Consider the following 21509-nt stretch of genomic DNA (forward strand, 5'->3'; position numbering starts at 1 on the left):
GAACGCCCAATGACCGGACTCGCCTCCGCCGCGATCTATGTGATCCAGACCCTTGGCAGCCTCTACCTGCTGGTCGTACTGCTGCGCTTCATCCTGCAGCTGGTACGGGCCGACTTCTACAACCCCCTCAGCCAGTTCGTGGTGCGGGCCACCAAGCCCCTGCTGAACCCGCTGCGCAAGGTCATCCCCGGCCTCGGCGGGCTCGACCTGGCCTCCCTGGTGCTGGCCGTACTGCTGCAATGGCTGCTGATGATCGTGGTGGTGCTGCTGATGGGCGCCAACCCCCTGAGCGCGCTGCCGCAGCTGCTGGTGTGGTCGGTGATCAGCATCACCTCGCTGTTCCTCAAGGTGTTCTTCTTCGCCATGATCATCAGCGTGATCCTCTCCTGGGTCTCCCCGGGCAGCTACAACCCCGGCGCCCAGCTGGTGAACCAGATCTGCGAGCCGCTGCTGGCCCCCTTCCGCAAGCTGCTGCCGAACCTGGGCGGGCTGGATATCTCGCCGATCTTCGCCTTCATCGCCCTGAACCTGCTGGATCGCTTCGTCATCGGCGGCCTGGCCGCCATGACCCAGATGCCGCCGCAGCTCAGCCCCTTCCTCTGATGAGCTGGTTCCGCTGGGACGGCGAGGACCTGATCCTCGCCTGCCACCTGCAGCCCAAGGCGAGCCGCGACGAGTTCGCCGGGCTGCACGGGGATCGCCTGAAGATCCGCCTCACCGCGCCGCCCATCGAAGGCCGGGCCAATGCCCACCTGATGGCCTTCCTCGCCGACGCCTTCGGCGTCGCCAAGAGCCAGGTGAGCCTGGAAGGCGGCGAGCTGAACCGCCAGAAGCGCGTGCGCATCCGCACCCCGCGCACCCTGCCGGCGCTGCCCGGTCTGACCGCTCGGCAACCCTGACAGACCTTAAGGCGGGACTGTGAAGCCGCTCGATTGACGGCCAGCCGGGACGGCGGATAATTGCCGAACGCCCGCCCAGGCATCGGCCCGCTGTCGAGACGGCCGTACCATCGTTGTCGAGTTCCCCCCTTAGTTTCTGAACGCAGGACGCGTGAGCGGAAGGAGAGCCAGGATGAGCATGGAACGACTGAGTCAGCAGGTGGACGCCTACGTCGCCTGGAAGCGCGAGCTGATGCGGGAAATCACCCGCTACCGCAGCTGGCTGGAACACAGCCGCCTGAGCACCGCCGCCGTGCAGGACAAGCTCGAGCGCGCCCTGCGCCTGCTGCGCACCGACCACATCACCCTGGCCTTCGTCGGTGAGTTCTCCCGCGGCAAGACCGAGCTGATCAACAGCCTGTTCTTCTCCGAGTACGGCCAGCGCATGCTGCCGTCCCAGGCCGGGCGCACCACCATGTGCCCCACCGAGCTGTTCCACGACCCGCGCTCGGAACGCCCCTACATCCGCCTGCTGCCCATCGAGACCCGCACCGCCTCGGCAAGCGTCGCCCAGTTCAAGCGCATCCCCCGCCACTGGGTGAACATCCCCTTGGACACCAGCGACCCGGACAACATGGTCCAGGCCTTCACCCAGGTGGCCAAGACCAAGCCGATGCCGGTGGAGCAGGCCATCCAGCTCGGTTTCCACCCCGACACCCTGGAACCCGCCGGCCGTCCCGGCATGGTGCTGGTACCCGCCTGGCGCCACGCCATGGTCAACTTCGACCACCCGCTGCTGCGCCAGGGCCTGCGCATCCTCGACACCCCCGGCCTGAACGCCCTGGGTGCCGAACCCGAACTCACCCTGTCCATGCTGCCCGCCGCCCAGGCGGTGATCTTCCTGCTGTCCGCCGACACCGGTGTGACCGCCAGCGACATGGACATCTGGCTGCAGCACATCCGCCAGCTGGACGACGACACCCAGACCAGCCTGTTCGCCGTGCTGAACAAGATCGACGTGCTCTGGGACGACCTGGCCGGCGAGACCTTCGTGCAGAACGCCATCCGCCAGATCCAGGACGCCACCGCCCGCCAGCTCGGTATCCGCCGCGAGGACGTGCTGCCGCTCTCGGCCAAGCAGGCCCTGCTGGCCAAGGTGCGCAAGGACGACGAACTGCTCGCCCGCAGCCAGATGGCCAACCTCGAGCGCCTGCTCTGCGAGCGCATCGTCGCCCAGAAGGAGCGCCTGCTGGAGACCCGCGTGGTCAACCAGGTCCTGGCGCTGCTGCAGAACAGCCAGCACGTGCTCAACCTGCGCCTGGAGAAGGTCCGCGAGCAGCAGGCGCTGCTCAGCACCCACCAGAACGACAACGGCCAGCTGCTGTTCGAGCTGACCGCCCGCACCAAGGAAGACCACGCCCGGCACCATCGCCGGCTGCTGGGCCTGAAGACCAACCAGCGTCTGGTCAAGCGCCAGGGCGAGCTGCTGCGCGCCGCCGTGCGCCCCGAGCGCCTGGAGGAACACCTGGCGCGCGTGCGCCGCGACCTGACCGGCAGCTGGACCACCGTCGGCATCAACCAGGCCATCCTGCACTTCTTCCGCGCCGTGGAGACCGACCTGCACGCCCTCGACCACGAGGCCGACGCCGCCAACCGCATGGTCGCCGCGCTGTACCGCCGGCATAACGAGGAAAGCCCGCTGCAGGGCGTCGACGCGCCACAGTTCGACCTCACCCGCTACTACCGCGAACTGGGGCAGCTGCGGCAGAAGGGCGATCAGTTCCGCCTGCACCTGAAGACCCTGCTCACCGAGCAGCGCCTGCTGACCCGGCGCTTCTTCTCCACCCTGGTGCAGGAAGTGATCGGCCTGCACCAGCGCCTGCGCCAGGAGGTCGCCCAATGGGCCGCCGAAGCGCTGATGCCGCTGATGCAGAACACCCTGGAGCACAAGCAGCTGCTGGAAACCCACATGCTGCGCCTCAAGGCCCTCGCCCAGGACACCCAGCAGGCGCGCCAGCGCGTGCTCCAGCTGACCCGCTACGTGGACGAGCTGGAACGCCAGCTCAGCCAGGCCAACGACATGCTCCGCGCCCTGCGCCGCCCGGCGCCGATCCAGCGCCAGGGCAAGGTGGTCACCCTGCCGCGAGTGGCCCGCCAGCAGTGATCCAGCCCCCTCCCGGCACGCGCAGCCGCGCGCTTGCCGGGTGCTGCGGTGCTCTTTAGACTGGCGCCCTTCCTGAAAAAAGAGCAGCGGTTGCGATGCCCACCGTCATTCCCGAAGACTCCGTCGGCCTGGTGACGCCCCAGGTGCAGCGCTTCAGCGAACCGCTGTCGCTGGCCTGCGGCCGCACCCTCACCGACTACGAACTGGTCTACGAGACCTACGGCGAACTCAACGCCAGCCGCAGCAACGCGGTCCTCATCTGCCATGCGCTGTCCGGCCACCACCACGCCGCCGGCTACCACAGCATGGAAGACCGCAAGCCCGGCTGGTGGGACAGCTGCATCGGCCCCGGCAAGGCCATCGACACCCGCCGCTTCTTCGTCGTCAGCCTCAACAACCTCGGCGGCTGCAACGGTTCCACCGGCCCTTCCAACCTCAACCCGGCCACCGGCAAGCCCTATGGCGCCGACTTCCCGGTGATGACGGTGGAGGACTGGGTGCACAGCCAGGCCCGCCTCGCCGACGCCCTGGGCATCGGCCAATGGGCCGCGGTGGTGGGCGGCAGCCTCGGTGGCATGCAGGCGCTGCAGTGGACCATCAGCTACCCGGACCGCGTCCGCCATTGCCTGGCCATCGCCTCGGCGCCCAAGCTGTCGGCCCAGAACATCGCCTTCAACGAGGTGGCCCGCCAGGCCATCCTCACCGACCCGGAATTCCACGGCGGGCACTTCCAGGAGCAGGGCGTGATCCCCAAGCGCGGCCTGATGCTGGCGCGCATGGTCGGCCACATCACCTACCTTTCCGACGACGCCATGGGCGAGAAATTCGGCCGTGGCCTGAAGAGCGAGAAGCTCAACTACGACTTCCACAGCGTCGAGTTCCAGGTGGAAAGCTACCTGCGCTACCAGGGCGAGGAGTTCTCCGGGCGCTTCGACGCCAACACCTACCTGCTGATGACCAAGGCGCTGGACTACTTCGACCCCGCCGCCGCCCATGGCGGTGACCTGGCGCGCACCCTGTCGGCGGCCAAGGCGAACTTCCTGGTGATGTCCTTCACCACCGACTGGCGCTTCTCCCCGGCCCGCTCGCGGGAGATCGTCGACGCCCTGACCGCCGCGCGGAAGAACGTCAGCTACCTGGAAATCGACGCGCCCCAGGGCCACGACGCCTTCCTCATACCGATCCCGCGTTATCTGCAGGCCTTCAGCGGCTACATGAACCGCATCGCCCTCTGACTAGGAAGCCCTCCCGTGCGAGCCGACCTCGAAATCATCAAGGACTGGATCCCCGCCGGCAGCCGCGTGCTCGACCTGGGCTGCGGCGACGGCGACCTGCTGGCCTGGCTGCGTGACCACAAGGAGGTCACCGGCTACGGCCTGGAGATCGACCCGGACAACATCGCCCGCTGCCTGCAGAACGGCGTCAACGTCATCGAACAGGACCTGGACAAGGGCCTCGGCAATTTCGCCAGCAACAGCTTCGACGTGGTGGTCATGACCCAGGCCCTGCAGGCCGTGCACTACCCGGACAAGCTGCTGGAGGAAATGCTCCGCGTCGGCCGCGAGTGCATCATCACCTTCCCCAACTTCGGCCACTGGCGCTGCCGCTGGTACCTGGCGCGCAACGGGCGGATGCCGGTTTCCGACTTCCTGCCCTACACCTGGTACAACACGCCGAACATCCACTTCTGCACCTTCCATGACTTCGAGGCCCTCTGTCAGGACCTCCGGGTGCGGGTGCTGGATCGCCTGGCCGTCGACCGCCTGCACAGGCACAATCTGCCGAGCCGCCTGTGGCCCAACCTGCTGGGCGAAATCGGCATCTATCGAGTCAGTGGCCCCGGCCTGCCTGAAAGCCGCATCGCGATCTGACCTGGAGGACCTCCACCATGCGTCGCCTCATCTTCTGCCTCTTCGCCCTCTGCCTGTCCCTGCCCGCCGTCGCGGAGCGCAAACAGACCTTCGGCGAGCTCGACGTGCACTACAGCGCCTTCAACTCCGGCTTCCTGCAGCCGGACATCGCCGCCGCAGCCGGTCTGGTGCGCAGCAAGACCCAAGGCGTGGTGAACATCGCCGTGCTCAAGGCCGGCAAGCCCAGCACCGCCCAGGTCAGCGGCCAGGTCAAGGACCTGCTCGGCAAGGTCACGCCCCTGGCCTTCCGCCAGGTCAGCGAAGGGGGCGCCATCTACTACCTGGCGCAGTTCCCCTTCACCCAGCGCGAAATGCTCAACTTCTCCCTCACGGTGCAGCAGGGCGACGGTGCCCCGCACACCTTCACCTTCGACCAGGAATTCTTCCCAGACGAATGATGCCCTTCAAGGAACTGGTGCTGGCCAGTCACAACGCCGGCAAGCTCAAGGAACTCCAGGCCATGCTGGGTGACAGCGTGCGCGTGCGCTCGATTGGCGAGTTCAGCGACGTCGAACCCGAGGAAACCGGCCTGACCTTCGTCGAGAACGCCATCCTCAAGGCCCGCAACGCCGCGCGCGTCTCGGGCCTGCCGGCCCTGGCGGACGACTCCGGCCTGGCGGTGGACGTCCTCGGCGGTGCGCCGGGCATCTACTCCGCGCGCTACGCCGGTGGCCAGGGCGATGCCGCCAACAACGCCAAGCTGCTGGACGCCCTGAAGGACGTACCGGAAGCCGCCCGTGGTGCGCAGTTCATCTGCTCCCTGGCGCTGATGCGCCACGCCGACGACCCGCTGCCGATCCTCTGCGAGGGCCTCTGGCGCGGCAGCATCCTCTTCGAGGCACGCGGCGAGCACGGCTTCGGCTACGACCCGCTGTTCTGGGTCGCCGAATGCAACGCATCCGCCGCCGAACTGGCCCCGGCGGACAAGAACCGCCTGAGCCACCGTGCCCGCGCCATGGCCCTGCTCAAGCAGCGGTTGGGGATATGAAGCCGGACGCCGGAAGCCCCGCGTCGCACGCCACATCCGACGCACCGGAGCACCTGCCCCAGGGCTTCCAGCTGCCGCCCCTGGCGGCCTACGTGCACATCCCCTGGTGCGTGCGCAAATGCCCGTACTGCGACTTCAACTCCCACGCCGCCGGCCCGGAGCTGCCCGAGACGGACTACGTCGACGCCGTGCTGGCGGACCTGGAACAGGACCTCGTCCACGTCCACGGCCGCCCGCTGACCTCGATCTTCTTCGGCGGCGGCACCCCCAGCCTGTTCAGCGCCGCGGCCCTGGGCCGGCTGCTGGAGGGCATCGAGCGCCGGGTGCCCTTCGCCCCTGACATCGAGATCACTCTGGAAGCCAACCCGGGCACCTTCGAGCAGGCCAAGTTCTCTGCCTACCGCCAGCTCGGCATCAACCGCCTGTCCATCGGCGTGCAGAGCTTCCAGGGCGACAAGCTCAAGGCCCTGGGACGCATCCACGACGGCAGCGAGGCGATCCGCGCCGCCGACATGGCGCGCAACGCCGGCTTCGACAACTTCAACCTGGACCTGATGCACGGCCTGCCGGACCAGAGCCTGGACGACGCGCTGTACGACCTGCGCACCGCCATCGCCCAGGGGCCGACCCACCTCTCCTGGTACCAGCTGACCATGGAGCCGAACACGGTGTTCTGGTCCCAGCCGCCCCAGTTGCCGGAAGACGACCTGCTGTGGGACATCCAGGAAGCCGGCCAGGCCCTCCTGGCCGAGGCCGGCTACGCCCAGTACGAGGTGTCCGCCTACGCCCGCGCCGGGCGCCAGGCCCGGCACAACCTCAACTACTGGACCTTCGGCGACTTCCTCGGCATCGGCGCCGGCGCCCACGCCAAGCTGAGCAGCCCCGAGGGCCGCATCCAGCGCACCTGGAAGACCCGCCTGCCCAAGGACTACCTCGACCCGGCCAAGGCCTTCCAGGCCGGCGCACGGGAGCTGGACGCCGACGAGCTGCCCTTCGAGTTCCTGATGAACGCCCTGCGCCTCACCGACGGCGTCCCCGCCGGGCTCTACCCCCAGCGCACCGGGCTGCCCCTGGCCGACCTGGCAGCTTCACGCCGCGAGGCCGAGGCCCAGGGCCTGCTCCAGGCCGACCCCGCGCGCCTGGCGGCCACGCCCAAGGGCCAGCTGTTTCTCAACGACCTGCTGCAACGCTTCCTGCCCTGAGGGCTAAGGACGATCGATGGACCTGATCCTGGACCTGGTAGCCACCCTCTCGCGCTGGAGCCGTGGCCACCTCTACGACATCTCCCTGGCCATCATGGCCACCCTGCTGGTGCTGCTCGGCCCGGGCATCAACGCCTGGATCCAGCAGCGCATCGGCGGGCTCAACTTCCTCTTCCGCACCCTGCTGTTCGTCACCCTGTGCGCGCTGGGCTACGGGCTGGCGATGATCTTCCTCACGCCCTGGCTGGCCAAGGGCCTGGGCTACTTCAACAACTACACCCTGGCCCCCGTGCTGCTCCTGGTGTTCTTCCTGATCGGCGTCCTGGCTGATCGGAGCTGAGTCCATACCCTGCCTGCCAGGCAGGGTGCACCCCCTCTCAAAGCGCCGACCGAAGTCGGCAGCCCTTCGCCCCGGGAATCAGCGGCAATAAAAAACCGCCCCGAAGGGCGGTTGGAGCGTGGCCAGGCAGGCCGGAATATCAGTTGCCTTCACGGCGCAGGGCCTGGGGCGTGAAGTCACGCGGGCCGAGGGGCGCCTTGAAGTCGTACATCGGTTCGTTGTTGTCCAGGCCATCGGCGAAATAGCGCGAGCCGGCGAAGTCGTAGATGGTCTCCAGGGTGCTGCCGAACATGGGGACATCGTAGTAGCTGATCGGGTGACTTTCCTGCAGGCCGGTCAGTTTTCCGTCCTTGTCGTACAGGTCCACCGCGAGGATCTGCCAGCTGTCCTCGTCGATGTAGAAACGGCGCTTGGCGTAGGGGTGGGTGAAGCCCTTGCGCAGCGAGGCTTCGACGATCCAGACGCGGTGCAGCTCGTAGCGCAGCAGGTCCGGGTTGACGAACTTGGTCTTGAGGATCTGATCGTAGGGGATGCCCTTCTGGTGCACGGCGTAGCTGTTGTACGGCACGAGCATTTCCTGCTTGCCCACCAGCGTCCAGTCGTAGCGTTCCGGCGCACCGTTGTAGGAGTCGACCACGTCGGCGGTGGCCATGCCGTTGGTGTCCGGCTGCAGGGTGTCGTAGGCCAGCATCGGCAGGCGGCGGACGCGACGCTCACCCCGGTTGAAGCGCCAGGCCTTGCGGATGGACAGCACCTGGTCGAGGGTTTCCTGCACCACCAGCGCCGAGCCCGCGAGCTTGGCCGGGGCCACCACCGCGTACTTGTAATAGAAGATGGTGTTTTCCAGGTCCTTCGGGGTCACGCCGTCGCGACCGTAGACGAAGTAGATGTTGCGATCCAGCTTCAGCAGGTTGTAGCTGCCGTTGGCCAGCACCGCCGCCTGATTGGTGACGAAATGGATCTGGTCACCGCGGTAGCGCAGGATGTGGTTCCAGATCACCTCCAGCCCGCTGGCCGGGATCGGGAACGGGATGCCCGCCGCCACGCCCTGCACGCCGTTGCCGCCGGCGATCAGTTCGCCATTGAGGGCGTTGAGGCGGGTCGCGTCGTAGATGCGCTGGGGGGCGGCCGCGCTGCGGTGGGTCGGGAAGACCCGGATGGAATAGTCGGGGTAGGTCTCCACCAGCGCCTTCAGGCCGGCAGGCAGGTGCGCGGCGTACTGGCTGGCATTGCGGGCCGTGATCACGTACTTGGGCGATTCGCCGGCGTAGGGATCGGGGTGGTGCATGCCCGGCTGGTAGCTGGCGGGCGGGGTGGACAGGCCGCCGTCCCAGGCGGGAATGGAACCCTCGGCGTTGCCGGCGCGCTGGCCGCCCAGCGGCGTCAGCTCCCCTCCCAAACGCGCGGCCTGGTCGGCGTCGACCTTGGCCTGGGCCTGCAGGGCGCAGGACGCCAGCAGCAGAATTGCTAACTTTCTCAACACAGCCTTCTCCTCGCGGCGCTCACGGGTGGCGTCGCTCTTGTTCTTGTGCCACCGCCGGCGGGGCGGGGCCTGTTCAGTGTCGGATCAGGTGAGGGGTGCCGTCCTGGCGGCCGGGTGGTCCCGGTCTGTGTATGGGGTCGTTCCTGAATGCCCCGTGCTGCCAGGGCACGGGGCGGGTACTGCGGTGGATCAGTCGATGCGCTGGAACTTCAGGTCCCAGACACCGTGGCCGAGGCGCTCGCCACGGCGTTCGAACTTGGTCACCGGGCGCTCTTCGGGGCGCGGCACGTAGCGGCCGTCCTCGGCGAGGTTGCGGTAGCCCGGGGCGGCATTCATCACCTCGAGCATGTGCTCGGCGTAGTGTTCCCAGTCGGTGGCCATGTGCAGCACGCCGCCGACCTTGAGCTTGCTGCGCACCAGCTCGGCGAAGCTGGGCTGGACGATACGGCGCTTGTGATGGCGGGCCTTGTGCCACGGGTCCGGGAAGAACAGCAGGACGCGGTCGAGGCTGGCGTCGGCGACGCAGTCCCGCAGGACTTCGAGGGCATCGCAGGTGTAGACGCGGATGTTGTCGAGGTTCTGGGTCAGCATGCCGTTGAGCAGCGCGCCGACGCCGGGGCGGTGCACCTCGACGCCGATGAAGTCCTCGTCCCGCGAGGCAGCGGCCATTTCCAGGGTCGAGTGCCCCATGCCGAAGCCGATCTCGAAGGTGCGCGGTGCGCGGCGTCCGAACACCGCGTCGAAGTCCTGCAGGCCGTCGGCCAGCTCCAGGCCGAAGCGCGGCAGGCCCTGGTCGAGCCCGCGCTGCTGGCCGTCGGTCATGCGGCCGGCGCGCATCACGAAGCTCTTGATGGTGCGGTGGCGTACTTCGCCGTTCTCGTTCGGCGAATCCAGCTGTTCAGTCATGGAGGTTCTCAGCGAATCAGACCATCCAGCGGCGAGGAGGCGCTGGCGTAGAGCTTGCGGGGCATGCGGCCGGCCAGGTAGGCCAGGCGGCCGGCGACGATGGCGTGCTTCATGGCTTCGCCCATCATCACCGGGTCCTGGGCGTGGGCGATGGCGCTGTTCATCAGCACCGCGTCGCAGCCCATCTCCATGGCGATGGTGGCGTCGGAGGCGGTGCCGACACCGGCGTCGACCAGCACGGGCACGCGGGTCTCCTCGAGGATGATCCGCAGGTTGTAGGGGTTGCAGATGCCGAGGCCGGAGCCGATCAGGCCGGCCAGGGGCATGATGGCGATGCAGCCGATCTCGGCCAGCTGGCGGGCGACGATGGGGTCGTCGCTGGTGTACACCATCACGTCGAAACCTTCCTTGACCAGCACTTCGGCAGCCTTGAGGGTCTCGATGACGTTGGGGAAGAGGGTCTTCTGGTCGGCCAGGACTTCCAGCTTCACCAGGTTGTGGCCATCCAGCAGCTCACGGGCCAGGCGGCAGGTGCGCACGGCCTCGATGGCGTCGTAGCAGCCAGCGGTGTTCGGCAGGATGGTGTAGCGGCTGGGCGGAATCACGTCGAGCAGGTTGGGCTCGCCGGGGTTCTGGCCGATGTTGGTGCGGCGCACCGCCACGGTGACGATCTCGGCGCCGGAGGCCTCGATGGCCAGACGGGTCTCGTCGAGGTCCTTGTACTTGCCGGTGCCGACCAGCAGGCGCGACTCATAGGTCCGACCTGCCAGGGTGAATGGCTTGTCGATCGGCTTCTGACTCATGTGGACTCCTTGCGGGCGGCTAGCCGCCTCCGATGGCGTGTACCACTTCCACCTGGTCGCCATCGCGCAGGACGGTGGCGGCATGCTGGCTGCGCGGCACGATGTCGAGGTTGAGCTCGACCGCGACACGGCGGCCAGCCAGGTCGAGTCGGACGATCAGGTCCGCGACGGTCAGGCCGTCGGGCAGTTCGTGGGATTCGCCGTTCAACTGGATGCGCATGACGGGACGGTCACAACATTGGGGGGCCCGCATTCTAGCCCCGAACCCTGGGGATGACCAAGGCTGAATGACGCCATTCGTCCTGCTTTTTGACGCCAGGGTCAGGCCTGCTTCAGCGCGCGGCGAGGCGCCACGCAGCGAGCCCCAGGCACAGCCAGCCGGCCAGGAAGGACACGCCACCGAAGGGGGTGATGATGCCCAGCTTGCCGATGCCGCTGAGGGTGAGCAGGTAGAGGCTGCCGGAGAACAGCAGGATGCCGAGGGCGAAGCAGCCGCCGGCTGCGTTCACCAGGCGCCGCGGTGCATGGAGGCTGAGCAGGGCGACGCCGAACAGCGCCAGGGCGTGGATCAGCTGGTAGTGGGTGCCGGTCTGGAACACCGCCAGGTGCTCCGGGCTCAGCCGGGCCTTGAGGCCGTGGGCAGCGAAAGCGCCGAGGGCGACGCCGGTGAAGCCGGTGAAAGCGGCGAGCAGCAGGAACAACCGGGCCATTGGGCACTCCAGACAGGATGAGAGCGGCCGCTATAATGGCGCGCCAACCCGCCCAGGCCAAGTCACGCATGATCCGATCCCTGAGTCGTCGCCTGTTCAAGCTGCTGATCTGGTTCGCCGCCGGTTCCGTCCTGCTGGTGCTGCTGTTCCGCTGGGTGCCGCCGCCCGGCAGCATGATCATGGTGGAGCGCAAGGTGGAGTCGTGGATCGATGGCGAACCCATCGACCTGCAGCGCACCTGGCGTCCCTGGAAGGAACTGCCCGACGACCTGAAGGTGGCGGTGATCGCTGCCGAGGATCAGAAGTTCGCCGAGCACTGGGGCTTCGACGTACCCGCCATCCGTGCTGCCCTGGCACACAACGAGCGCGGCGGCTCCCTGCGCGGGGCCAGCACCCTGAGCCAGCAGGTGGCCAAGAACCTGTTCCTCTGGTCCGGCCGCAGCTGGCTACGCAAGGGGCTGGAGGCCTGGTTCACGGTGCTGATCGAGACGCTCTGGCCGAAGCAGCGCATCCTCGAGGTCTACCTCAACAGCGTGGAATGGGGTGACGGCGTGTTCGGCGCCGAGGCCGCCGCACGCCACCACTTCGGCATCGGCGCGCCCTACCTGTCACGGCGCCAGGCCAGCCTGCTGGCCGCCGTGCTGCCCAACCCCCGGGAATGGAATGCCGGGCGCCCGGGCAGCTACGTCGCCCGCCGCGCCGGATGGATCCGCCAGCAGATGAGCCAGCTGGGGGGCAGCCAGTACCTGGAGCAGCTCAAGCCGGCCGTGCCGTTCTGATCACTGCTTGAGGGTGGCGCGTGGCACCACGCGGATGCGGTGCACCTGGCCATCCACCACCTGGGCAGTCAGGCCTTCCACCGGGTAGACCCAGGCTTCTCCCACCCCCAACTGGAGCCGCAGGCGGGGCTGGCCGACGCTGGCCACCAGCCGCTCCGCGTCCGGCAGTTGCTGGGGACGGACTTCCAGGGCCGACAAGCGGTGCTGCCCCAGTTGGTCCAGCATCTGCCGGCTGAGGGGCTGCTCGCCCTCCGGGGAGTGTCCGCCCAGGGCCTTGAGCAGGCTCGCGCGCTCGGCATCGTCCAGGGCCAGTTCACCCTCCAGGTTGCATGCGTCCTCGCCTTCCCCTTCGCTGCGGAACAGCAGTTGCGGGCCTTCGCCGGCGTTGCGCAGCCAGAGCTCGCCGTGGGCCTGGCCGTCCAGCGCCGCCAGGGTCAGCGTGCCTTCGGCCATGGGTTCCAGCAGCGGCGATTGCCAGGCTTCCAGGCAGGCCAGGGGGGCGGCGGGCTCGCCACCCCGCTGCATCCACATCGCCAGGCCGAAGAACAGCACGGCTACCAGCACAAACAACACGCCTTGGGCGGGGCGCAGGGACGGCATCGCCATGGTCGATTTCTCCGGACAGAAAAAAGCCGCCCGTTGGGGCGGCTTTCGATCATGCGACGGCTCAGGCCTGGATGAAGCCCTTGAGCTTGTTCATCGCGTTCTTCTCCAGCTGGCGAATACGCTCGGCGGAGACGTTGTACTTGGCGGCCAGGTCGTGCAGCGTGGCCTTCTCCTCGGCCAGCCAGCGCTGGTAGAGGATGTCGCGGCTGCGCTCGTCCAGGCCTTCCAGCGCTTCGTGCAGGTTGGCGGTGGAGCTGTCGCTCCAGTCCGCTTCCTCCAGCTGACGCGCCGGGTCGTAGCGGTGGTCTTCCAGGTAGTGCGCGGGGGACTGGTAGGCCGCGTCGTCGTCGGCATCCGCCGCCGGGTCGAAGGCCATATCATGGCCGGTCAGCCGGCTTTCCATCTCGCGTACTTCATGGGGTTCCACGCCCAGGCTCTGGGCCACGGCATGGACTTCTTCGTTGTTCAGCCAGGACAGGCGCTTCTTCTGGCTGCGCAGGTTGAAGAACAGCTTGCGCTGCGCCTTGGTGGTGGCGACCTTGACGATGCGCCAGTTGCGCAGGATGAACTCGTGGATCTCGGCCTTGATCCAGTGCACCGCGAAGGACACTAGGCGCACGCCCATCTCGGGGTTGAAGCGCTTCACGGCCTTCATCAGGCCGACGTTGCCTTCCTGGATCAGGTCGGCCTGGGCCAGGCCGTAACCGGAATAACTCTTGGCGATGTGTACAACGAAGCGCAGGTGCGCCAACACCATTTGCCGCGCCGCTTCCAGATCCTGTTGGTAGAAGAGGCGTTCGGCCAGTTCGCGCTCCTGTTCGACCGTCAGCAGCGGGATGCCGTTGACTGCATGCACGTAGGCATCCAGGTTCGCACCGGGGGCCAGAGCATAGACAGGTTGCAGGGAAGTGGTCATGCGAATCCTCCGATTCACTAAGCTCGCGCAGTGTAGCACTGGCCTTTATGACTGCAAGGGGGCGTAAAAGTTTCGTTACACCCCTCGTTTCCGCCCCCGTCCCGGGGCGGTTCCGCTAGCGCGGCGCCAGCTCGCTGAGGTGGCGCGCCACCGCCAGCCAGGCGCCGATGTAGCCCAGCAGGATGGCGCCGAGCAACAGCGACAATCCGTCGCCCAGCGGCACGCCGGCAAGGGCGAAGTCACTGCCGTACAAACCGGCCAGGCGCACCACGGCGTCGTTCAGCCAGTCCAGCCCGTAGGCCAGCACCAGCCAGGCCAGCAGGCCGGCACCCACGCCATACAGCGCGCCCATATAAAGGAAGGGACGCCGCACGTAGCTGTCGGTTCCACCCACCAGCTTGATCACTTCGATCTCGATCCGGCGGTTCTCGATGTGCAGGCGGATGGTGTTGCCGATCACCAGCAACAGCGCCAGCACCAGCAGCACGGTGAGCCCGAAGATGAAACGCTCGCCCAGCTTGAGGATGGCGCTCAGGCGCTCGACCCACACCAGGTCGAGCTGGGCCTGCTGCACCCGGGGCAGCTCGGCCAGGCGCAGGCGCAGGGCTTCCAGGGTGGTCTTGTCGACTTCCTTGGGCGTCACCAGGATCACGCCGGGCAAGGGGTTCTCCGGCAGCTCCTTGAGTGCCTGGCCCAGGCCAGTCTGCTGCTGGAACTCTTCCAGCGCCTGCTCGCGGCTGATCCACTCGGCTTCGGCCACGTCGGGCATGCCGGTGATCTCGTCGCGCAGCTTGCGACCGTCGGCTTCGCTTGCATCCATCTGCAGGAACAGAGAGATCTGCGCCGCGCGCTGCCAGGAGCCGCCCAGGCGTTCGACGTTGTTGAGCAGCAGCGACAGCCCCATGGGCAGGCTCAGGGCAATGGCCATCACCAGGCTGGTGAAGAAGCTGCCGATGGGCTGCCGGCCCAGGCGGCGCAGGCTGTCCATCAGGCTGGCACGGTGGCTTTCCAGCCAGGCCGCCAGCAGGGTGCGGAAATCCGGGCCGTCATCGCCGTCTTTCTGCGGCTCCTCGGGACGGGCCGTGGCGCCCACGCGCTCGGCGGGCTTGGGTGGCGGCATGCGGGATGCGCTCATCAGCCGGCCTCCCCGTCGCCGATCAGGCGGCCGCGTTGCAGGGTCAGCATGCGGTGGCGCATGCGGGCGATCAGTGCCAGGTCGTGGCTGGCGATCAGAACCGTGGTGCCCAAGCGGTTGATGTCCTCGAAAACGCCCATGATCTCGGCGGCCAGGCGCGGGTCCAGGTTGCCGGTGGGTTCGTCCGCCAGCAGCAGGGCCGGGCGATGCACCACGGCGCGGGCGATGCCCACGCGCTGCTGCTGGCCGGTAGACAGGTCGGCCGGGAACAGCTCGGCCTTGTCCGACAGGGACACGCGCTCCAGGGCAATGCCCACGCGCTTGGCGATCTCCGGCTTGGACAGGCCGTGGATCTGCAGCGGCAGCGCCACGTTGTCGAACACGGTGCGGTCGAACAGCAGCTGGTGGTTCTGGAACACCACACCGATCTGCCGGCGCAGGAAGGGGATCTGAGAGTTGGTGATGGTGGAAAGGTCCTGCCCAGCCAGCAGCAGCTTGCCGGTGGTGGGACGCTCCATGGCCAGCAGCAGCCGCAGCAGGGTGCTCTTGCCGGCGCCGGAGTGGCCGGTGACGAAGAGGAACTCGCCCCGGCGGACGCGGAAACTCAGTTCATGCAGGCCGACATGGCCATTGGGATAGCGCTTGCCGACCTGCTCGAAGCGGATCATGCGCGCTCCTGCTCGGCGAACAGGGCGCGGACGAAGGCCTCGGCCTCGAAGTCGCGCAGGTCGTCGATGCCCTCGCCGACGCCGATGTAGCGGATCGGCAGGGCGAACTGCTTGGCCAGGGCGAAGATCACGCCGCCCTTGGCGGTGCCGTCCAGCTTGGTCAGCGCAAGGCCCGACAGGCTCACCGCCTGGTGGAACTGCTTGGCCTGGTTGATGGCGTTCTGGCCGGTGCCGGCGTCCAGCACCAGCAGCACTTCGTGGGGAGCGGTCTCGTCCAGCTTGCCGATCACGCGGCGCACCTTCTTCAGCTCCTCCATGAGGTTGTCCTTGGTGTGCAGGCGCCCGGCGGTGTCGGCGATCAGCACATCCACACCACGGGCCTTGGCGGCCTGCACGGCGTCGAAGATCACCGAGGCGGAGTCGGCGCCGGTGTGCTGGGCGATGACGGCGATGTTGTTGCGCTCGCCCCACACCTGCAGCTGCTCGACGGCAGCGGCGCGGAAGGTGTCACCGGCGGCGAGCATGACCTTCTTGCCCTCCAGCTGCAGCTTCTTGGCCAGCTTGCCGATGGTGGTGGTCTTGCCGACGCCGTTCACGCCGACCACGAGGATCACGTAGGGGCGCTTGGCGCTGTCGATCACCAGCTTCTGCTCGACGGGCTTGAGCAGGCTGGCCAGCTCGTCCTGCAGCGCCTTGTACAGCGCATCGGCGTCGGCCAGCTGCTTGCGCGCGACCTTCTGGGTCAGGCTCTGGACGATGGAGGTGGTGGCCTCGACGCCGACGTCGGCGGTCAGCAGGCGGGTCTCGATCTCGTCCAGCAGGTCGTCATCGATGGCCTTGCGCCCGAGGAACAGGCTGGCCATGCCCTCGCCGATGCTGGCGCTGGTCTTCGACAGACCCTGCTTGAGGCGGGCGAAGAAGCCGGCGCGGGCCGGCTCGGCGGCCACCGGTACAGCCGCCTCGGGGACGGCCCCGGCCACGGGCTGAGCCTCGGCAGCCGGAATAACCGCCGCCGCCTCGGGCAGCGGCGCAACCGGCACGGCAACCGGCGCCGGCGAGGGCACCACGGCGGGGGCCTCTGCAACGGGCTGCTCGGTCTGGGCCGCGACGGGCTCGACCGGCGCAACCGGTTCGACGAGTACCGTCGGCTCGGCGGGGGCGACCACTTCCGGTGCAGGTGCAGGTGCAGGTGCAGGTGCAGGTGCAGGTGCAGGTGCAGGTGCAGGTGCAGCAGGCTCGGGGACGATGGGCGCGGGCGCAACCGGCTCGGGCTGAGCGGCGCTCACCGACTCGGACGCCGGAGCGGGCGTCGGAACCTCGGCGGTTTCGACGGCCGGTGCGGCCTCAGGGGTGGGCTCGGGCTGGGCCGGCGCCGCGTCCTGGGACTTGCGGCGGAACCAGCCGAACAGGGATTTTTTCTCGGCCGACTCGGCCGGCGTCTTCTTGTCGTCGTTGGAACCAAACATGGGTAGCTTGCATCTCAAGGAGCGGCCGCTGCGGGCCTGGCCCGACAGCTTGGCCGCGCCGGAAAAGGATGGAGTATCCTAGCACCTCTTCGCCCGCAGGCGGTACGCCCCGCGGGCCCGTCGGACAGGTCCCCAGTATTGATGAAAGCGATCACCCGCCAGGCCACCGGCCTGCTGCTCGGCAGCCTGTTGCTGCCCATGGCGGCCTTCGCCGCCGAGACCCAACCCACCCATGAATACACCCTCGAAAACGGCCTGAAAGTCATCGTCAGAGAAGACCACAGGGCCCCCGTGGTGGTTTCACAACTTTGGTACAAGGTCGGCTCCAGCTACGAAACGCCCGGCCAGACCGGCCTCTCCCACGCCCTCGAACACATGATGTTCAAGGGCAGCAGCAAGCTCGGCCCCGGCGAGGCATCCCTCGTCCTGCGCGACCTCGGCGCGGAGGAGAACGCCTTCACCAGCGACGACTACACCGCCTACTACCAGGTGCTGGCCAAGGACCGCCTCGGCGTGGCCTTCGAGCTGGAGGCCGACCGCATGGCCAGCCTCCGCCTGCCGCCCGAGGAGTTCCAGCGCGAGATCGAGGTGATCAAGGAAGAGCGCCGCCTGCGCACCGACGACCGCCCCGGCGCCAAGGCCTTCGAACGCTTCAAGGCCATGGCCTACCCGGCCAGCGGCTACCACACCCCCACCATCGGCTGGATGGCCGACCTCGAACGCATGAAGGTCGAGGAGCTGCGCCATTGGTACGAGGCCTGGTACGTGCCCAACAACGCCACCCTGGTGGTGGTCGGCGACGTCACCGGTGACGAGGTCAAGGCCCTGGCCCAGCGCTGGTTCGGCGCCATCCCCGCGCGCCCGGTGCCGCCGGCGAAGCAGCCCCTGGAGCTGCCCACGCCCGGCGAGCGACGCCTCGTCGTGCACGTGAAGACCCAGCTGCCCAGCCTGATGATGGCCTTCAACGTGCCCAGCCTGGCCACCGCCAAGGACGCCCGCCAGGTGCACGCCCTGCGCCTGGCCTCGGCCCTGCTCGACGGCGGCTACAGCGCGCGCCTGCCCAGCCACCTGGAGCGCGGCGAAGAACTGGTGAGCGGCGCATCCGCCAGCTACGACGGCTACAGCCGGGGCGACAGCCTGTTCACCCTCAGCGCCACCCCCAACGCCCAGAAGGGCAAGACCCTGGAGCAGGCCGAAGCCGGCCTCTGGCGCGAGCTGGAGGCCCTCAAGCAGACGCCGCCCAGCGAGGACGAGCTCCAGCGCGTGCGCGCCCAGGTGATCGCCGGCCTGGTCTACGAGCGCGACTCCATCACCAGCCAGGCCACCACCATCGGCCAGCTGGAGACCGTCGGCCTGTCCTGGCGCCTGATGGACCAGGACCTCGCTGCCCTGGAAGCCGTCACCCCGGCGGATATCCAGGCCGCCGCCCGCACCTTCTTCACCCGCGACCGCCTCAGCGTCGCCCACGTACTGCCCGAGGAACCCCGCCATGAGTGAGCGCAACGGCCTGCGTTACGGCCTGCTCGGCCTGGCCCTGATCGCCCTGCTGGGCGTGCTCGTCCTGATCGTCAACCGCCCCGGGGAGGCCGTGGCCGCCACCGAGGCGAGCGACGCCCCCAAGCTGGCCTCCATCGCCGAACTCGATGGTAAGGCCCCGGCCAGCCGCAAGCTGGACATCCAGCAGTGGGAAACCGCCGAAGGCGCCCGGGTGCTGTTCGTCGCTGCCCCCGAGTTGCCGATGTTCGACCTGCGCCTGACCTTCGCCGCCGGCAGCAGCCAGGACGGTGACACCCCCGGCCTGGCCACCCTGACCAACGCCATGCTCAACGAAGGCGTGAAGGGCAAGGACGTTACCGCCATCGCCCAGGGCTTCGAAGGCCTGGGCGCGGACTTCAGCAACGGTGCCTACCGCGACATGGCCATCGCCGGCCTGCGCAGCCTCACCGACCCGGCCCAGCGCGAGCCGGCCCTGGAGCTGTTCACCCAGGTGGTGGGCGCGCCGACCTTCCCCGAGGACTCCCTGGCCCGCATCAAGAACCAGATGCTCGCCGGCTTCGAGTACCAGAAGCAGAACCCCGGCAAGCTCGCCGGCCTCGCCCTGTTCGAGAAGCTCTACGGCCAGCACCCCTACGCCCACCCCAGCGAAGGCGACGCGAAGAGCGTGCCGGGCATCACCGTCGCCCAGCTCAAGGCCTTCCACCAGAAGGGCTACGCCGCCGGCAACGTGGTGATCGCCTTGGTCGGCGACCTCTCCCGCGAGGAAGCCGAGGCCATCGCCAATCGCGTCTCCCAGGCGCTGCCCAAGGGCCCGCGCCTGGCCAGGACCGAGGCGCCCAAGGTGCCGGAGCCAAGCACCACCCACATCGAGTTCCCCTCGGCGCAGACCCACCTGCTGCTGGCCCAGCTCGGCATCGACCGCGCCGAACCGGACTACGCCGCGCTCTACCTGGGCAACCAGATCCTCGGTGGCGGTGGCTTCGGCACCCGCCTGATGGAAGAAGTGCGGGAGAAGCGCGGCCTCACCTACGGCGTCAGCTCCGGCTTCACCGCCATGCAGGTGCAGGGCCCGTTCATGATCGGCCTGCAGACCCGCGCCGAACTCAGCGACGGCACCCTCAAGCTGGTCAAGGACATCGTCCGCGACTACCTGGCCCAGGGCCCGACCCAGAAGGAACTGGACGACGCCAAGCGCGAACTGGCCGGCAGTTTCCCGCTGTCCACCGCCAGCAACGCCGACATCGTCGGCCAACTGGGCGCCATCGGCTTCTACGGCCTGCCGCTGACCTACCTGGAGGACTTCATGAAGCAGGTCCAGGGCCTCAGCGTCGAGCAGGTGAAAGCGGCCATGGCCCGCCACCTCGACCCGGACCGCTTCATCATCGTCACCGCCGGCCCCACGGTTCCCCAGAAGGAACTGCCGGCACCGACCGAGAAGCGCTTCAAACCCAGCTTTGGCATCCCGGAGCACTGATGGCCACACGTACCCCGAAGAAGCCCTCGGCCCATGGCGGCCAGGGCCAGCTGCGCATCATCGGCGGCGAGTGGCGTTCGCGCCGCTTCGCCTTCCCCGACGGTCCCGGCCTGCGCCCGACGCCTGACCGCGTCCGCGAAACGCTGTTCAACTGGCTCGCCCCCTATATAGAGGGCGCGCGGGTGCTGGACCCCTTCACCGGCAGCGGCGCGCTCTACCTGGAGGCACTCTCCCGTGGCGCCCGCGAAGCGCTGGCGCTGGACCTCAACCCCGACTCGGTGGCCGCCCTGCGCGGCACCCTGGACACCCTGCGCTGCGGCACCGGCCAACTGCTGCAGGCCGACGCCCTGCGCTACCTGGCCAACCAGGCCACGACGCCCTACGACCTGGTGTTCCTCGACCCGCCGTTCAACCTCGGCCTGCTGCAACCGGTGTGCACGTTGCTGGAAGAGCGTGGCTGGCTGGCCAACGACGCCTGGGTCTACACCGAAAGCGAAGCCGCACCTTCCTCCCTCGGCCTGCCCGGCAACTGGCGGCTGCACCGGGAGAAGAAGACCGGCAACGTCCACTACGCCCTCTGGCACCGCACCGCGTGAACGACTTCCGCCCCGCCTGGTGGCTGCCCGGCCCACACCTGCAGACGCTGTGGTCGCCCTTCTTCCGCAACCCGCCCCGGCTGGAACGCCAGCGCGAGCGCCTGTGGCTGGAGGATGGCGACTTCATCGACCTGGACTGGTACGGCCCCCATGACGCCCATGCCCCGCTGGTGCTGGTGCTCCACGGGCTGACCGGCTCGTCCAGCTCGCTCTACGTGCTCGGCCTGCAGCAGCGCCTGGCGGAGCAGGGCTGGGCCAGCGTGGCGATCAACTGGCGCGGCTGCTCCGGCGAGCCCAACCTGCTGCCCCGGGGCTACCACTCCGGCGCCAGCGAAGACCTGGCCGCCACCGTGGAACACCTGCGCCGCACCCGCCCCCTGGCGCCGCTCCACGCGGTGGGCTACTCCCTGGGCGGCAACGTGCTGCTGAAGTACCTGGGGGAGTCCGGCGAGGCCTGCCCGCTGCAGGGCGCTGTGGCGGTGTCGGTGCCGTTCCGCCTGGACCAGTGCGCCGACCGCATCGGCCTGGGCTTCTCCAGGGTCTACCAGCGGCACTTCATGCGCGAGATGGTCGCCTACGTGCGCGACAAGCAGCGTCTGTTCGCCCACCAGGGCATGGCCGACCGCCTGTCGGTGCTGGAGCAGCTCGGCCCGCTGGACGGCCTGCGCACCTTCTGGGACTTCGATGGGCGCATCACCGCGCCGCTGCACGGCTACGCCGATGCCGACGACTACTACCGGCGCGCCTCCAGCCGCTTCTTCCTCGGTGCCATCCGCGTGCCGACGCTGCTGATCCAGTCGGCGGACGACCCCTTCGTGTTCCGCCACAGCGTGCCGGAGGCCCACGAGCTGTCCGCCAGCACCCGGCTGGAGCTGCACGACAAAGGGGGTCATGTGGGCTTCATCGGCGGCTCGCCGCGCCAGCCCGACTACTACCTGGAACGGCGCATCCCCGCCTGGCTGGCCGCGCTGCCGCGCTGACAGGCCTG

General features: G+C 68.4%; 24 protein-coding genes. 14 read left to right on the forward strand and 10 right to left on the reverse strand.

Annotated elements, in window-relative coordinates; all coding sequences use genetic code 11:
- Positions 1-9 precede the first annotated feature (9 nt).
- From SZ55_RS07335 to SZ55_RS07375, 9 genes are all read left to right on the forward strand, one after another.
- Positions 10-603: a YggT family protein gene (locus tag SZ55_RS07335; protein ID WP_044403596.1), complete on the forward strand. Its 594-nt coding sequence runs from the start codon at positions 10-12 to the stop codon at positions 601-603.
- Positions 603-899: a DUF167 domain-containing protein gene (locus SZ55_RS07340; RefSeq protein ID WP_044403598.1), complete on the forward strand. Its 297-nt coding sequence runs from the start codon at positions 603-605 to the stop codon at positions 897-899. Before SZ55_RS07335 ends, SZ55_RS07340 begins: the two co-directional genes overlap by 1 nt.
- 172 nt (positions 900-1071) lie before the next feature.
- Positions 1072-3042, forward strand: coding sequence for a dynamin-like GTPase family protein (locus tag SZ55_RS07345; RefSeq protein ID WP_044403599.1), 1971 nt, complete (start codon positions 1072-1074; stop codon positions 3040-3042).
- Positions 3043-3137: 95 nt separating this feature from the next.
- A complete protein-coding gene (metX, locus tag SZ55_RS07350; protein ID WP_044403601.1) occupies positions 3138-4277 on the forward strand; it encodes a homoserine O-succinyltransferase MetX in 1140 nt (379 codons plus the stop codon).
- Between the two features lie 15 nt (positions 4278-4292).
- Entirely contained in the window at positions 4293-4913 is a 621-nt protein-coding gene (gene metW / locus SZ55_RS07355; RefSeq protein WP_044403603.1) for a methionine biosynthesis protein MetW, read from the forward strand.
- A gap of 17 nt (positions 4914-4930) precedes the next feature.
- Complete coding sequence (locus SZ55_RS07360; protein ID WP_044403606.1) at positions 4931-5350, forward strand: DUF4426 domain-containing protein; 420 nt, start codon at positions 4931-4933, stop codon at positions 5348-5350.
- On the forward strand, positions 5347-5940 hold the full coding sequence (rdgB, locus tag SZ55_RS07365) for an RdgB/HAM1 family non-canonical purine NTP pyrophosphatase (RefSeq protein ID WP_044403608.1): 594 nt from the start codon (positions 5347-5349) through the stop codon (positions 5938-5940). The genes SZ55_RS07360 and rdgB overlap by 4 nt, the downstream gene beginning before the upstream one ends.
- Positions 5937-7142, forward strand: a complete 1206-nt coding sequence (gene hemW, locus SZ55_RS07370; RefSeq protein WP_082078162.1) for a radical SAM family heme chaperone HemW — start codon at positions 5937-5939, stop codon at positions 7140-7142. Before rdgB ends, hemW begins: the two co-directional genes overlap by 4 nt.
- A gap of 16 nt (positions 7143-7158) precedes the next feature.
- Positions 7159-7482, forward strand: a complete 324-nt coding sequence (locus SZ55_RS07375; RefSeq protein ID WP_044403610.1) for a DUF3392 domain-containing protein — start codon at positions 7159-7161, stop codon at positions 7480-7482.
- Positions 7483-7621: 139 nt separating this feature from the next.
- On the opposite strand, the gene SZ55_RS07380 is transcribed toward SZ55_RS07375, so the two are convergent.
- The 5 genes from SZ55_RS07380 to SZ55_RS07400 form a co-directional block, all read right to left on the reverse strand.
- Complete coding sequence (locus SZ55_RS07380; RefSeq protein ID WP_044403613.1) at positions 7622-8965, reverse strand: DUF1329 domain-containing protein; 1344 nt, start codon at positions 8963-8965, stop codon at positions 7622-7624.
- 189 nt (positions 8966-9154) lie between these two features.
- A complete protein-coding gene (gene trmB / locus SZ55_RS07385) occupies positions 9155-9871 on the reverse strand; it encodes a tRNA (guanosine(46)-N7)-methyltransferase TrmB (protein ID WP_044403615.1) in 717 nt (238 codons plus the stop codon).
- An 8-nt stretch (positions 9872-9879) separates the two neighbouring features.
- Positions 9880-10674, reverse strand: coding sequence for a thiazole synthase (locus SZ55_RS07390; protein WP_044403617.1), 795 nt, complete (start codon positions 10672-10674; stop codon positions 9880-9882).
- Between the two features lie 19 nt (positions 10675-10693).
- Positions 10694-10894: a sulfur carrier protein ThiS gene (gene thiS / locus SZ55_RS07395; RefSeq protein WP_044403619.1), complete on the reverse strand. Its 201-nt coding sequence runs from the start codon at positions 10892-10894 to the stop codon at positions 10694-10696.
- A gap of 112 nt (positions 10895-11006) precedes the next feature.
- Complete coding sequence (locus tag SZ55_RS07400) at positions 11007-11384, reverse strand: DUF423 domain-containing protein (protein ID WP_044403621.1); 378 nt, start codon at positions 11382-11384, stop codon at positions 11007-11009.
- Positions 11385-11419: 35 nt separating this feature from the next.
- Here SZ55_RS07400 and mtgA point away from each other — a divergent pair, with 35 nt between their 5' ends.
- Entirely contained in the window at positions 11420-12163 is a 744-nt protein-coding gene (mtgA, locus tag SZ55_RS07405; protein ID WP_442963695.1) for a monofunctional biosynthetic peptidoglycan transglycosylase, read from the forward strand.
- Here mtgA and SZ55_RS07410 read toward each other — a convergent pair whose 3' ends face one another.
- The 5 genes from SZ55_RS07410 to ftsY form a co-directional block, all read right to left on the reverse strand.
- The gene (locus SZ55_RS07410; protein ID WP_052807546.1) at positions 12164-12769 is read right to left on the reverse strand and encodes a hypothetical protein; all 606 of its coding nucleotides are present in this window, start codon (positions 12767-12769) and stop codon (positions 12164-12166) included. It lies immediately after the preceding gene.
- A gap of 61 nt (positions 12770-12830) precedes the next feature.
- Positions 12831-13685 carry an RNA polymerase sigma factor RpoH gene (gene rpoH / locus SZ55_RS07415; RefSeq protein WP_044403623.1) on the reverse strand — a complete coding sequence of 285 codons (855 nt, stop codon included), beginning with the start codon at positions 13683-13685 and terminating at the stop codon, positions 12831-12833.
- A 115-nt stretch (positions 13686-13800) separates the two neighbouring features.
- Positions 13801-14820: a permease-like cell division protein FtsX gene (ftsX, locus tag SZ55_RS07420; protein ID WP_044403624.1), complete on the reverse strand. Its 1020-nt coding sequence runs from the start codon at positions 14818-14820 to the stop codon at positions 13801-13803.
- On the reverse strand, positions 14820-15488 hold the full coding sequence (gene ftsE, locus SZ55_RS07425; RefSeq protein ID WP_044403625.1) for a cell division ATP-binding protein FtsE: 669 nt from the start codon (positions 15486-15488) through the stop codon (positions 14820-14822). The genes ftsX and ftsE overlap by 1 nt, the downstream gene beginning before the upstream one ends.
- Entirely contained in the window at positions 15485-16954 is a 1470-nt protein-coding gene (gene ftsY / locus SZ55_RS07430; protein WP_044403626.1) for a signal recognition particle-docking protein FtsY, read from the reverse strand. The genes ftsE and ftsY overlap by 4 nt, the downstream gene beginning before the upstream one ends.
- A gap of 141 nt (positions 16955-17095) precedes the next feature.
- On the opposite strand from ftsY, the gene SZ55_RS07435 reads away from it, so the two are divergent.
- From SZ55_RS07435 to SZ55_RS07450, 4 genes are read left to right on the forward strand one after another with little or no spacing between them, the layout of a single operon-like run.
- Positions 17096-18451, forward strand: a complete 1356-nt coding sequence (locus tag SZ55_RS07435) for a M16 family metallopeptidase (protein ID WP_044403627.1) — start codon at positions 17096-17098, stop codon at positions 18449-18451.
- Positions 18444-19925: a M16 family metallopeptidase gene (locus SZ55_RS07440; protein ID WP_044403628.1), complete on the forward strand. Its 1482-nt coding sequence runs from the start codon at positions 18444-18446 to the stop codon at positions 19923-19925. Before SZ55_RS07435 ends, SZ55_RS07440 begins: the two co-directional genes overlap by 8 nt.
- Positions 19925-20521 (forward strand): 16S rRNA (guanine(966)-N(2))-methyltransferase RsmD, encoded by a 597-nt coding sequence (gene rsmD / locus SZ55_RS07445; RefSeq protein WP_044403629.1) that lies wholly within the window; start codon positions 19925-19927, stop codon positions 20519-20521. Before SZ55_RS07440 ends, rsmD begins: the two co-directional genes overlap by 1 nt.
- A complete protein-coding gene (locus SZ55_RS07450; protein ID WP_044403630.1) occupies positions 20518-21501 on the forward strand; it encodes a hydrolase in 984 nt (327 codons plus the stop codon). Before rsmD ends, SZ55_RS07450 begins: the two co-directional genes overlap by 4 nt.
- Positions 21502-21509 lie beyond the last annotated feature (8 nt).

The sequence above is a fragment of the Pseudomonas sp. FeS53a genome, assembly GCF_000931385.1.
GTDB lineage: Bacteria > Pseudomonadota > Gammaproteobacteria > Pseudomonadales > Pseudomonadaceae > Metapseudomonas > Metapseudomonas otitidis.